The following is a 13,098-nucleotide window of genomic DNA, read 5'->3' as shown; positions in this document are numbered from 1 at the left end:
CGTTCACATATAAAGGAGAAGGTAAAGTGATTGCCCTTTCGGGAGGGTAAAAAATCACTCGAAAATTCTTTTTTCATTATCATAAAAAAGCTATTGTAGAAATAGTAAATCCGGAGTAAAATAAATCATCATCCAAAGAAAAGAAGGCTTTACGTGGTGACAAATGGCGCAGGTATCTGCATCACGTCATCAATTTTTTTGAATATTTTGTAATGTTTCTTTCATCTATTTGAAACATTTTTACGGGTCATACGTACTAATAGATATGGATAAAAAGAGAGGGGGGAGAAGAAGATGGTAAAGAATAAACTATACGTTATGATGTTTGTCTTGATCGTGACACTGCCGTGGGTATCCGCCTGTCAGCCTGAAGAATCTTCTTCCCCTCCGAAAAACGTGAAAGCAGAGCAGAAATCAATCAAATCAGGTCAGCTCCCGGCACAAGGATTCATTGAGGTCATAGGATGGATCACCGACTCAGAAATTGTGGCTGTGTACAGTGAAGGGGAGGCCACTGTGTTCAATCGATACAATGTGTATGACGGAACCATAAAGAAAATCTATGAGAGCTCTTCTACATATGTGTCGGCGAGTATTTCACCTGATAGAGATAAAATACTCATTCATTCCTCACAAACATCCTACTCCGCCCAAGTGTCAATTATTGATCTATCAGGAAAATTGATGTTTCAAGAAGAGATGCCATCTTATGAATTGACCTATACATGGAACAAGTTCAATGAAAATGACCTCCTTATGACAAGCTTTAGTGAAGATTGGAGCTATCAGGTTTATCAGGTGAATATAGAAGAAAAGAAAATCAAGAAGATTGAAGTCAAGGAGCCATTCGTTCAGTGGCAATCTGCCACAACCATCCTCTTTCAGGATTGGGATACGGAAGAAATCAGTGTGGCAGCTCCCCTATTCGCTCAAAATATTCTTGACGGTAAAACAGAAATGATCGTCGATGAAAGCATTCATTTCAACCAATTCAAAAATACGCTTTTATCTATTTTTCCCCGGGAAGAAGGGGGACCTTTCACATATCAATTCATCACGGCAAAAGGTGAGATTCAGTCTGAGTTCACTGTAGACCTTTTGAGCCGTTACTCTGACTGGTTGGTTCCCTATTATGATATGATAGAAGGGAAAAATGAGCTGATCACTTTCGTGGCTGATGAACAAGGTTCATTCGATACTTATGCAGGAACGTTTTCATTGCGGAAATGGGATGTGCTGTCAGGAAAAGATACGCTTGTGTCGGAAGACATGCCATTAGAACCGATTCAGTGTTCGCCGAATGGGGAGACCTGCTTATATGGAAACCAGCTCGAAAAAGTGATCACGCTGAAGAAATCATCCATTGTACAACTATTAAAAGATGAAGGAGCAGATATGTAATGGCAATCGTCGATGTAACAGTCATACCAATCGGGACAGACTCTCCCAGTGTCAGTTCCTATGTAGCGGACCTACACCGTATATTAAAAGGATATGAAGAAGAGGGGAAAATCCGCTTCCAGCTTACCCCGATGAATACCATCATTGAAGGCGAGCTTCCTGTCCTGTTCCAAGTGATTCAAGACATTCACGAATCTCCCTTCGAAAAGGGGATCAACAGAGTGGCAACCAACATCCGTATAGATGACCGCAGGGATAAACAAACAACAATGGAAGGAAAGCTTTCTTCTGTTCAACGAAAACTTGACCAATAGCCGGGTGAATAACGAATAAATATCCGAGCCGATTCGATTTTCTTTTCAGAACGTCGGATTGCTCGGATTTTTTTATCAAAGGATCTTTTCACATGGAATGTTGCTATTTTTAGACGTTAATGTGAGCATCTACGGTAATTTGAGACGGTGTAATAAAAAATGCCATAGCAATGAATCAAGTGCAATGTACTTGAATGACGTTGATCACTACTATTCAGAAGATGAATAAGCAGTTAATCCAATGTTTTTTTGGTTTTTATCTTCGATGGTTGATCCTCGCTGCAATCAACCGCATCTCGCTTGTTTATAATCCACAATGTTTACGAAAACAGCCTTATCAAAAGCTGCTATTCACTCAATCAATATGAAAAAAGCAAAAAGAAAAAAGCCTTCCAGCATGAAGTGGAGGCTTTTTTCTTTGTAATTAATGACCACCTGGGTATCCAGAGTGAAGGACAGTCATAATTGTAAACCATCCGAAAACACCTAATGTAGCCAATGAGAAAAAGATTCCCATCACATTCTTGTTTTTGAACGTGCTTACTACTGCGAATAAAGCTAATAATGTAACCAGTGAAGTAATAATAACAAGACCCATTTATATGACCCCTTTCATTAAAATGCGTTCGACGATTACTTATGTACATAAATGCACTCATTAACATTTTATAGGTTTTTCTTTCGTTTGTCGAGGTCAAAAGTTTGACACTTGTATGTCGGCGCCGTTCGGCTTTCGGCATCACAGAAACTTCTGATACAATGATAGTATCACAAGTGGAGGTGAAAGTATGCAGTGGAAACAAATGCCCTTGGGTCCTTTACAGACCAACTGCTATATCTTATGGAATACCAGCAATGAATGCCTGATCATCGATCCAGGCGGAGAAGGGGACAAGTTGATTCAGTGGTTGGAGAGCCATTCACTATCCCCATTGGCCGTCCTTCTGACACATGCCCATTTCGACCATATCGGTGCGGTGGATGAAGTAAGAGAACATTATAGCATCCCGGTATATGTGCACGAAAAAGAAGCAAAGTGGCTGTTGGATCCTGCCTTGAACGGTTCACAGCTGTTCATGATGGGTGAGCTTGTCAGAGTGAAGCCCGCCGATTACATACTGACTAACGAGAAGACATTAGATATTGGTGATTTCAAGCTGCAATTGTTTGAAACACCAGGCCATTCACCTGGAAGTATTTCTTATTATGTACAAGAAAGCGGGATTGTATTAGCCGGGGATACGTTATTTATGGGAAGCATTGGCCGCTCAGATCTGCCAGGGGGAAATCAGAAGCAATTGCTTTCGAGCATCCATGATAAATTGTTGTCGCTCCCTGAGTCAACTTCGGTCTTGCCTGGACACGGCCCGGAAACCACCATTGAAGCTGAAATGGATACGAATCCATTTTTAAATGGCTTTTAATCAAAAAAATTCCCTTTAGCTTTTCGCTAAAGGGAATTTTTTTTAGTGACCTCCTGCACCAGGAGTCATCATAAAGGTCGTCCAATAAGTAAATCCTGCAAAGAAAACTGTTAAGTAAGCACCGAAAACGTAAATATACATACGCTCGGACAGTTTTAAATAGCTAAGCATAATGAAGAATCCAGTTTGGCCTAAGAATATTAATGATGTAGTAGTCATATGACCAAGATAGAACATGACAGCAAAAATACCAGTCCAAAACCCTAGAACTCTAAACATACGATCCATATGTAACCCTCCTTTGCACCCTAAGTCCATCACTCAATATTATAAATGAATACTACCTTAAAAGTAAATATCTGTTTGATGTTAGTTTGTGACGAATAGGTGATATCTACACATAAAAGAGCAAATTCCCTTTGTAATAGAGATATTCAGCTATATCCGTGGGGAAATCTATTTAAATAGCATGAATTTCATCCAATTGAAAAAAATCTACAAATTTCCAAAGGATTTAGCTGTACATAAGTTATACAAATGGTATACAATTAGTTTAACAAAACATAAACATAGGAGGGCTTCAAAGTGAATAATCTGACATTCTTTACTTATCCAAGCTGCACCTCTTGCCGTAAAGCGAAAAAATGGCTAACTGCCAACTCCATCAACTTCGATGAACGCCACCTGTTCAGGGAAACCCCTACCCGGGAAGAGCTGATGGGGCTGTTATCCCTCACCACAGACGGTCTGGATGAAATCCTTGCAACGAGAAGCCAAACCTTTAAAGATCTCGGCAAAGATGTAAATGAACTGCCCCTTTCAGAAGTCATCAAACTGATCATCGATGAGCCAAAACTTCTCCGCCGCCCTTTATTGACCGACGGAAAGAAGCTCGTGGTCGGCTACAACCCGGAAGGCCTGCAAAGCCTGGCAAGCAAAAGTAAGGCTTTGAAGATCAGCAGTTGATGAAATCAGATAGAATTCTTTGTGACAACAGGATATAACGGCGAAATTTTCATTTTACCGGCGAAATTCCATTTTTATCGGCGAAATCCGATTCCCGCATAAAAAAGCAGACACTGTTCTAAAAAGTGTCTGCTTTTTTATGTAGGGCTGACCGATCCGCCTCCGCTTTTCTAACTGGGCTAGCTGGATTCGAACCAACGCATGTCGCAGTCAAAGTGCGATGCCTTACCGCTTGGCTATAGCCCATTGAGTCTGGTTATACGATTAGTATGACAAATTTTTCGGGGTCTATTCAAAAATTGAAAAGAATTTCCCTCTATCGATAATAATATGGATAGTGGTGATTGATAAAGTAGTAGGGGAAACAAGACCCGTACGGTTGGAAGGTTGCCGTCCTGTTTTCATGAAGGCAACCAGGACCGATATAGGTGCCAGGCTTCACGTTCGAAGTCGTCTTGATCCACTGGATTTCATCCATGCAGTAATTGTCTGCCATTACGTTAGAAGGGGTAAGGGCCAAGAGATCGGAGCCTAATATCACTTCAGGCGTCGGCGCATTAAAAATTGCCAGCAGGTGGGTTTGATCTTTCGTCGCTTCTTCATAGTGCCACCAGCCCTGTGGCACATTTGCGACCTGGCCGGGGGAAAGACGGAAATTCATGATTTCTTTCGTAGAAGGATTGAGCATGGACACGATTGCTCCGCCTGAAATGCAGTATACCAATTCAGCTGCGTTTTGATGGTAGTGGGGTTCTACGTAGTTATGTTTACTTAAATATATATCCAGCAGGGAACTGTTATCCAATGTATTCATTTGACTGAGACCGAGGATATTGATTCTGTTTTGATTGTTTTTTATAAATAAAGGGCTACTATTCAAATCAAAATAAAATTGTGCTTCTTGAGAGGCATAATCCATGTATTTGGTCATGCTTGATTTTCACCGCTTTCTGCATATTCCATTTATGTATATGGGGGAGAGGGGAATCGGTGACTGAATTGAATGTTCATAAGAATGAGCAGGTGCATGGAATTAAAAAATAGACCCATATCCCTTTGACGGGGTATGGGTTGTCTTATTTTCAGGATCAGCCTGCCGTTGCAATGGCACTAAAGCTTTCAGGGCCAACCCGGATCGTTCCTACTGCTGTAGCACTGATATAAGCTGTGTAAACTAAAGGTCCGCTTGAAGGTTTAGGCGGGTTAAAGTCAGCACCGGCGAAGGTGATTAATTGAGGACCAGCGATTTCAAGGCTAAGTTGTTGTTCTGCGGTATAGACTGTGGTAAAGCCGGATTGAGCGGTTCCTCTCACGATTCTGATATTGATACTTGTCAGAACTGGAACTAAGGGCAATTGCACTGCCGCTGTTCCATTAAATGCAACCCGGATTTGTCCAGTAGTTGCCTTTGAAACATCAAGCCCCACGACACCGAACAACGCCTCCTGTCCTAAAACAAGTGGAGTGGCGATGCTATTGGCTAAACTAGCATTTTGACTCGTTCTACCATCTAAATAAATTCCCATACATTCACCTCCTTATCATCTACTACATTCTATGAAGGCGGACAGGATGTGACTGTGTTCTTATAATAAATAATCAAAAAACCTACCATTATTTTACATTTTTACTTTGATTTCTATTAGTAGAATATAGTCAGATTAATTTCATTTTTTTGAATAGATTTAATTCGTGAATATTCGACATTTTTTTACATAATCCTTAGTATTTGGTGTTATAATCATTTTCTGTAAGCATGAAGAGGAAGTCCCTTTAAAAAGAAAAAAATGTCATTTTAGAGGGGATAAAGATACATACATTTAGGGGGAAGCATCAATGCTTAAGAAATTGAGGAGTAAGCTAAGCGGAACATTTTTAAAGAAGGTTTCTTTCAACAGCCTGCGAATGAAAATGGTGCTCATTTTTTCATCATTTTTTGCCATCATTTTGATCGGGTTGGCTGTGTTGTTGTTTGTGCAACAAAGTGAAGGAATTAAACAGGATGTTCAAGAAAAGTCTACGTCGATTGTTCAAAATATCGACTTTGGAATCAATATGTTCCTTGAAAAATATGAATCGAATATAAATATTTTAAGCAATCAATCACTAATAAGCGACTATTTGAAGGACTCAGCCAGTACTAAAGAAGAAGAGTCGTTTGACTCGAAAGTACTAAAGACAAGAGTCACGAATGAATTTGCTTCGTTTATCAGAAGTAATCCATCGGTATCGAATGTGTATGTCACAGGAATGAATAAAGAGATTCTAATTGAACCTTCAGTCAATCTCCCTTCAGACTTTAACCCGTTGGAATCCCCATGGTTCAAGGGGGCAACTGCCAATCCTGAAGGAGCTTTCTGGAGTGAACCATACGAGGATAAGTCTTCAGGTGAATTCATCGTCACGCTTTCTAAAGTGGTGACAGAAGCGAATTCGAGTAAAGTGATCGGCGTCATCTCATTTGATATAAAAATTGATCAATTGGATGCTTTGGTTAATTCGTCAAACGTCGGACACGAAGGCTATGCATTCCTGTTTGACCAAAATGGTGTGGCTATGGTCCACCCCACTGAAAAAGGAAAAAGCCTGATGGAACTTGACTTTATCAAAGATATGTATGAGTCGAATGAAAAAAGCGGACGGATGGATTATGTATTCAATGATCAGGAAAGAGTATTGTTTTACAGCACGATAGAGGCAACCAACTGGAAGGTCGGTACAGTATACATCAATGAAAAGATGCTTTCTGAAGCAACCGAATTCAGGAATTTCCTTCTAGTCGTGACACTTGTGATCATCGTGATTATCTCAGCCATCACAACCCTGGTTGCGAGAAGCATCACGAAACCGATCATTCATTTGAATAATCAAGTGAGCAAGGTGGCAGAAGGAGATCTGACTGTTTCTGTTCAATCATCTTCAAACGATGAAGTGGGCCAACTGACGAAGAATTTCAATTCAATGGTCACCAGTATGAGAGGAATCATTGATTCTGTACAAACATCTGTGTCAAAGGTAAAAGAATCAACCGATAATTTAAGTGCCATTTCAGAAGAAACGACGGCATCAAGCGAAGAAATCGCAAGAGCGATGGATGAAATTTCAAATGGTGCGACACAGACTGCGACAGATGCGGAAATGGGGAATCAGCGCACGCTTGATTTATCCACACAGATTGAAGAAGTCGATGAATCATCGAATGAACTTATTCAACTTTCAAGCGCTGCATCGACAGCGAGTGAAGACGGCTTGAAGCAAATGGTGAATCTTAAAGAGAAAGCGAACCAGTCAAATGAAGTTCTTCGTACCGTGGAAACGGTCATTCAGAACCTGACAAAGAAAATCAATGAAATTGATACAGTTATTCATTCAATCAATGAAATTTCCGATCAAACAAACTTACTTGCCCTGAATGCTAGCATCGAGGCTGCACGTGCAGGTGAACACGGGAAAGGTTTCGCTGTCGTGGCGGAAGAGGTTCGGAAACTAGCTGAGCAATCAGCACGTGCAACGGATCAGGTCCGGAATACAATCCGGGACATCCAACACGAATCCGGCCATGCAACGAATGAAATGAAAACAACACGTGAAATTGCAGATGAGCAAAACATCGTAGTAAACGAGACAGAAAAAGCCTTCAACTCGATTTCATCCATGATCGATCACATGGTTACATCAATAGAAGGAATTTCACAAAAAGTAGAAACCATGACAAGCCATAAAGATGACGTTGTCGGTGCGATTCAAAGCATCTCTGCAGCCGTCCAACAGTCGGCTGCGTCAAGTGAAGAAGTCAGCGCTTCGACTGAACAACAATTGAGCGCACTCAATTCTATTACAGAATCAGCAGCTGTATTAAATGAAGCGAGTCATCAATTAGAGGAAGTCAGTCGTAAGTTTAGGGTGTAATACTGAAGATTGCGAGGAACCTCTTTCCTATATTGGGAAGGGGTTTTTCTTTTTGTTTATTCGATATAGATCCTTAAATAAGAAAATATGTATACCTCGCACAGAAGCCTGTCTCCTGAAAAATCCTGACTCCGCATTTGCTTAAAATTTAAAGGTTCAATAGCGATAGAATTCATGAAAAATTTCATAGTTTTAGTAGAATAATCCCGAATCTGCATGAGGCTTTTACCCCTGATTTTCTCAACCTCAGATTAAAAGGAATCAGGAAGAATCCCCCGAATTCATTAGGTATACCAAAAAAGGGAGGGTTCATAATGAACTTGAAGAAAATTGCTTCAACCACGCTCGCTTTATCGATTTGTGTCGCACCTGCCATCGGATTAGCAAAGGTACAACCCACAGATCTTAATCACCATGATCATGACCACGCCACAACGAAGACATATGTTGATTCTTTGCCAAAAGCAAAGGATTATGCACCTGATAAAGGTCCTGCAAAAATTGAAAACTCTACTACAGTTGTAGAATTAGACGAAAAGGGTAAGGTTAAGAAATCATCGACTACTAAAAGTACAATCTCAATCGAAAAGCAGGGTGTCCAAAAAGCAGCAGCTGCGGCCAATAGGAAAGTAACGGTTTTGGCAGTGGCAGACGAGGAGTATCGTGCTACATATAGTGACTGGCAAAGCAGGGTCCAGCAAATCATCGAAAATGCAGATGATGCATTTATCAGAGATCATGGCATTGATTTCCAAGTGCAAGCAGTAGGGAATTGGAGTTCGCAAGGTGGAAACAGCTCACAAATATTATCAGACCTAAGCCGGGATTGGTCAGGGTATAACTACGATTTCGTGGTAGGATTCACAAGAGATGCAAATTTTGAAGCAGGTGGGATCGCTTATGTCTACTCTTCTGATCCGGGTACCGCGTTCAGTGTGAACTTAGACCAAGGTGTGACAAACACTTCTAAAGCGGCTCAACATGAGTTCTCCCATAACTACGGATTAGGCCATGATGCACAAGGTAGTGGGATTCGATGCATCATGAATTATGATTATTCTTATTCAGTAGATTACTGGCATCAAGCGCATAATACGCAAATTCAGAATAATAAGGTTTGGTATGGCCAGTAAAAGATCTTACCTCTCTCGTTATTGAGGGAGGTTTTTTATGTGTTTTGTAATATGATAAGGAAAATAATAAAGAGAAAATATATATCCAAAAAGAAGGATTTTCCCAAAAAATGTCGTATACCTATACATAAGAAAACAGAAAGGTGGTGCACATCCATATTTCACTCAGTAGAATCCCTATCGGAAGTGATGATTGGTGATGCTTTCAGCAGTGATGCAACAGACATTCACGTTATACCAAGAACAAATGATTACCTGATACAATTCAGGAAGACCGGCGTACTGGTTCCGTTCCAGACAATCGACCAGGATCAGGCAGAACGATTGATCGCCCACTTGAAGTTCATGGCCTCGATGGACATCGGGGAAAAAAGAAAGCCCCAAAGCGGCTCCTTCAGCCTTACTGTCCGCAACACACCACTTTCCCTCAGGATATCCACCTTACCGACCACCCACTTAAAAGAAAGTCTTGTCATCCGCATTCTCCCGCAGAAATATCAAATTCCAATTGAGAAAATGTCCCTTTATCCTTCTTCTGCAAAAAAACTGCTTGCACTGCTGATGTATTCCCACGGGCTCATTCTGTTCACCGGTCCGACTGGCAGCGGAAAGACGACGACATTGTATTCCCTCGTCCACCATTGTTCCGTTGCGCTGAACCGGAACGTGATCACACTGGAAGATCCCGTAGAGAAACAGCACGATGAAATGGTGCAGATTCAGGTGAATGAAAAGGCGGGGATTACGTATTCAGCAGGGCTGAAGGCGATATTAAGGCATGATCCGGATATTATCATGGTCGGTGAAATCCGGGACAGGGAGACGGCGGAAGTAGCGATTCGGGCGAGCTTGACCGGGCATCCAGTCATATTAATAGGACAATGCACCAAAAATTCATGTTTGATTTTTTTTATGTAATTCTATACATATCAATTTTAATTTAGACGATTTTGTCATTACTAAATAGTCGCGTGATGCATAAAACGCTATCCAGTTAAACGGATAGCGTTCTTAGTACATTCTCAATTTCCTATATGATTTCAATATCCTGTTTCTTCATTATGTGGTCCAATAATTTCATAGCCTGAATCTAAAAGTGTATCTATTGGTATGTTGTTAAGCATAATTTTTCACCCCCTCCATAAGTTTTTTAAATTATTCTCGTTTCATTTAAATTAGTTTTATTTTGCGATTTTCAATCCTTCACTCAATTTGTTCTTTTGATGATTAATGTCTTCTATTGTTCTAACAGTTTTAACAGGAGAAAAAATCAACCAGAGTACAGCTATTGTATATCCTAGTACAGTAATAAGTAATGCAGTTCTTAAGCCAAACAATGTACCTATAACTCCACCAAAAAGGCCTGCAATTGGCATTACTCCACGCGTAAGAAACCTGCTACTAGCATTAACTTTACCTAGTAAGTTGTTTGGCGTAATTGACTGTCGCAAACTAACCTGATTAACGAGGTACACTGTGTTACCAAATCCAGTAAAGAATTGGCCGAAAGCTAGTAAAGGTAAAGCAATCCATACTGATGTTGGTGTAGAAAAAATTATAAAAGTACCTAAGACAATCGATATAGTTGAACCTATAATAGAAGGTCCGATTCCTATTCGATCAGAAACTTTTTTAGCGGTAAAAGCTCCTATTAAAGTTCCAATACTACCAATACTCATAACCAAACCTATCTCAAGAGGGGTTAAATGTACGTTTTTTACTAAAAATATCATAAATACAGCTGAAAATGTTGTATGGAAAAAGTTGATCGTGGCTGTCGAAGCTGAAAGTGACAATAAAATACGATGTGTGAAAATAGTTTTTAATCCTAATCCAATCTCTTTCCAAATATTATTTACAGTTTTTACTTTAGGTAAAGGCTCCTCTACAGGTATTCTCCTTAAAACAAAATAAGAAACAATAAAGGAAACTGAATCAATTAATATTGCAAAAGGAGCTGTAACTAAGGATATTAAAAAACCAGCCAAGCTTGGACCAGCTACCTTGGCAACCGAAACAGTACTATGGATTTTACTGTTGGCATCGGCTATTTCATTTTGACCTACAATACTAGGAATAAATGAAAGATATGCAAGTTCAAAAACCACTCTAGTACTGCCAAATAAAAATAAAATTATATACATAAGACTTATTGTTAGTAAGTCCAACCAAGCAAGTACAGGTATCAACGATAAAATTGCTGCAGAAAGTAAATTTGATGTAAGCATAAGTGGTCTTCTACGAACCCTATCTACCCAAACACCAGCAAAGAGTCCTATGACTAAATACGGGGCAGTAGCCATTCCCATATAGATTCCCATTTCCATTGGTGAAGCGTCAAAAATAAGAACTGCTGTTAAAGGAAGTGCCATTACTGAGATTTGTGAACCAAACATTGAAATAGTTTGGCCAATCCAAAATTTCATAAAACTTTTATTTTGAAATAATGTTTTGTGCTCTGAAGTCAAGTAGATCGCTCCTTGATTAATCATTTAGTGTATTAATAGCTCTAGCAGTGGTAGTTATCCTAATAGCTAAAAAGTTTCATCTCCTTATTAACATCATGGTTTATTTTTACTACTCTAAATAATCTAACAATACAAATATAACCTAAATATCACAATTTTTTTACAAGAAATAGAAAAAAATCAAAAATATTCCCAAAAGAATATATGCCTAAAAGAATATAAAAAGTTTTTGACATGAGACATTTTATAAAATATGGTTATAAATGGATAGCGAAGTTTTGTCGAAATATGATAAAGAAAATATATTAAAAAAATTTCAACTTTAAAATCAGAATAATATTAATAAGTTGAATATTTGAATAGTTAACGAAACTATTATTTTTTCTATCTTAAAATAGCAAAGTGTAGCTATCAATTGAATATTAAGGAGGAAATGGGAAATGAACATGGAAAAAAAGCCAAACGAATTATGTATTGGAGAAGTAGCTGATAAAAAGCCAAATGAACTATGTATCGGTGAAGTAGCGGACGACAAAACAAACTAAAACATCATTTAGATGATCCAATTGAGGGGGAAATGAACATGGAAAAAAGCCAAACGAATTATGTATTGGAGAAGTAGCTGATAAAAAGCCAAATGAACTATGTATCGGTGAAGTAGCGGACGACAAAACAAACTAAAACATCATTTAGATGATCCAATTGAGAGGGGGAAATGAACATGGAAAAAAAGCCAAACGAATTATGTATTGGAGAAGTAGCTGATAAAAGCCAAATGAACTATGTATCGGTGAAGTAGCGGACGACAAAACAAACTAAAACATCATTTAGATGATCCAATTGAGAGGGGGAAATGAACATGGAAAAAGCCAAACGAATTATGTATTGGAGAAGTAGCTGATAAAAAGCCAAATGAACTATGTATCGGTGAAGTAGCGGACGACAAAACAAACTAATTTTTAATAAAGAGAAAGGGCAATTTTATGCCCTTTCTCGACTTATAGAGGGTTAGAAAATAAATTACATATTTAATAAAGGGGATTATTTATTATGGAGACTAAATCAGTTTTAGAAAATGTTGAACTACCTGAAATATCAATAGACTTGGTAGAAGCGTGTGAACTTTATGGTAAATATTTTGATGGAAGGAACAAAGAAGAAATAGAGGGAATGGTTAAAGAATACAAGATGTTTTGGAAATTAATAAAAAAATATCCTAAAAGACCTTTTAGCCCTACAAAATCAATTGATGAGGTTTGGCATCTTCACATGCTACACCCTCAAAATTATTATCCTGATTGTAAAGGATACTTTAACGGAATACTTACACACAAAGCTGGATTCGGAAAAAAATCAGAAGAACTTCCTGTTTTAGGAGAGATATCTGAAACTGGAAACGACATTTGGGAGAAAGAGTACGGATACAGATTAGAGGGCACAGAGTAATTTCACCAATTATCAATTAACAAAAGGGAACGAGGAT

12 protein-coding genes, 1 tRNA gene and 2 pseudogenes are annotated in these 13,098 nt (G+C 39.0%); 9 read left to right on the top strand and 6 right to left on the bottom strand.

Annotated elements, in window-relative coordinates:
- Positions 1-294 precede the first annotated feature (294 nt).
- Positions 295-1,401 (top strand): YqgU-like beta propeller domain-containing protein, encoded by a 1,107-nt coding sequence (locus tag KH172YL63_RS14800; protein ID WP_173106827.1) that lies wholly within the window; start codon positions 295-297, stop codon positions 1,399-1,401.
- Entirely contained in the window at positions 1,401-1,715 is a 315-nt protein-coding gene (locus KH172YL63_RS14795; protein ID WP_173106826.1) for an MTH1187 family thiamine-binding protein, read from the top strand. Before KH172YL63_RS14800 ends, KH172YL63_RS14795 begins: the two co-directional genes overlap by 1 nt.
- Positions 1,716-2,139: 424 nt before the next feature.
- Here the strand turns inward: KH172YL63_RS14795 and KH172YL63_RS14790 are convergent, their stop codons facing one another.
- Positions 2,140-2,313 (bottom strand): DUF2759 domain-containing protein, encoded by a 174-nt coding sequence (locus KH172YL63_RS14790; RefSeq protein ID WP_173106825.1) that lies wholly within the window; start codon positions 2,311-2,313, stop codon positions 2,140-2,142.
- Positions 2,314-2,503: 190 nt separating this feature from the next.
- Between KH172YL63_RS14790 and KH172YL63_RS14785 the strand changes: the two genes are divergently transcribed.
- Positions 2,504-3,139 (top strand): MBL fold metallo-hydrolase, encoded by a 636-nt coding sequence (locus KH172YL63_RS14785; RefSeq protein WP_173106824.1) that lies wholly within the window; start codon positions 2,504-2,506, stop codon positions 3,137-3,139.
- 42 nt (positions 3,140-3,181) lie between these two features.
- Here the strand turns inward: KH172YL63_RS14785 and KH172YL63_RS14780 are convergent, their stop codons facing one another.
- On the bottom strand, positions 3,182-3,427 hold the full coding sequence (locus KH172YL63_RS14780) for a DUF2626 domain-containing protein (RefSeq protein ID WP_173106823.1): 246 nt from the start codon (positions 3,425-3,427) through the stop codon (positions 3,182-3,184).
- 297 nt (positions 3,428-3,724) lie between these two features.
- On the opposite strand from KH172YL63_RS14780, the gene KH172YL63_RS14775 reads away from it, so the two are divergent.
- Positions 3,725-4,105 carry a Spx/MgsR family RNA polymerase-binding regulatory protein gene (locus tag KH172YL63_RS14775; protein WP_173106822.1) on the top strand — a complete coding sequence of 127 codons (381 nt, stop codon included), beginning with the start codon at positions 3,725-3,727 and terminating at the stop codon, positions 4,103-4,105.
- Between the two features lie 174 nt (positions 4,106-4,279).
- Here the strand turns inward: KH172YL63_RS14775 and KH172YL63_RS14770 are convergent.
- From KH172YL63_RS14770 to KH172YL63_RS14760, 3 genes are all read right to left on the bottom strand, one after another.
- Positions 4,280-4,351: transfer RNA gene (locus tag KH172YL63_RS14770), tRNA-Gln, on the bottom strand.
- Between the two features lie 70 nt (positions 4,352-4,421).
- Positions 4,422-5,036 (bottom strand): cupin domain-containing protein, encoded by a 615-nt coding sequence (locus tag KH172YL63_RS14765; protein WP_173106821.1) that lies wholly within the window; start codon positions 5,034-5,036, stop codon positions 4,422-4,424.
- Positions 5,037-5,193: 157 nt separating this feature from the next.
- Positions 5,194-5,631, bottom strand: a complete 438-nt coding sequence (locus KH172YL63_RS14760; RefSeq protein ID WP_173106820.1) for a hypothetical protein — start codon at positions 5,629-5,631, stop codon at positions 5,194-5,196.
- Positions 5,632-5,941: 310 nt separating this feature from the next.
- On the opposite strand from KH172YL63_RS14760, the pseudogene KH172YL63_RS21890 reads away from it, so the two are divergent.
- The 4 genes and pseudogenes from KH172YL63_RS21890 to comGA all read left to right on the top strand — a co-directional run.
- Positions 5,942-7,072: pseudogene (locus KH172YL63_RS21890) on the top strand (HAMP domain-containing protein); the annotation flags it as partial.
- Positions 7,067-8,014, top strand: coding sequence for a methyl-accepting chemotaxis protein (locus tag KH172YL63_RS21885; protein ID WP_442858786.1), 948 nt, complete (start codon positions 7,067-7,069; stop codon positions 8,012-8,014). The pseudogene KH172YL63_RS21890 and the gene KH172YL63_RS21885, both read left to right, overlap by 6 nt.
- 314 nt (positions 8,015-8,328) lie before the next feature.
- Positions 8,329-9,147: a zinc-dependent metalloprotease gene (locus KH172YL63_RS14750; RefSeq protein WP_173106818.1), complete on the top strand. Its 819-nt coding sequence runs from the start codon at positions 8,329-8,331 to the stop codon at positions 9,145-9,147.
- 156 nt (positions 9,148-9,303) lie between these two features.
- A pseudogene (gene comGA, locus KH172YL63_RS14745) lies at positions 9,304-10,017 on the top strand (competence type IV pilus ATPase ComGA); the annotation flags it as partial.
- A gap of 311 nt (positions 10,018-10,328) precedes the next feature.
- Here comGA and KH172YL63_RS14740 read toward each other — a convergent pair.
- Positions 10,329-11,615 carry an MFS transporter gene (locus KH172YL63_RS14740; protein WP_173106817.1) on the bottom strand — a complete coding sequence of 429 codons (1,287 nt, stop codon included), beginning with the start codon at positions 11,613-11,615 and terminating at the stop codon, positions 10,329-10,331.
- A gap of 1,050 nt (positions 11,616-12,665) precedes the next feature.
- Here KH172YL63_RS14740 and KH172YL63_RS14735 point away from each other — a divergent pair.
- Positions 12,666-13,061 (top strand): glycine-rich domain-containing protein, encoded by a 396-nt coding sequence (locus KH172YL63_RS14735; protein WP_173106816.1) that lies wholly within the window; start codon positions 12,666-12,668, stop codon positions 13,059-13,061.
- Positions 13,062-13,098: the final 37 nt, after the last annotated feature.

This window comes from Bacillus sp. KH172YL63 (assembly GCF_011398925.1).
Taxonomy (GTDB): Bacteria; Bacillota; Bacilli; order Bacillales; family Bacillaceae_B; genus Rossellomorea.
Note: the sequence above shows the minus strand (reverse complement) of the source record. Positions and strands in the feature narration are given on the sequence as shown.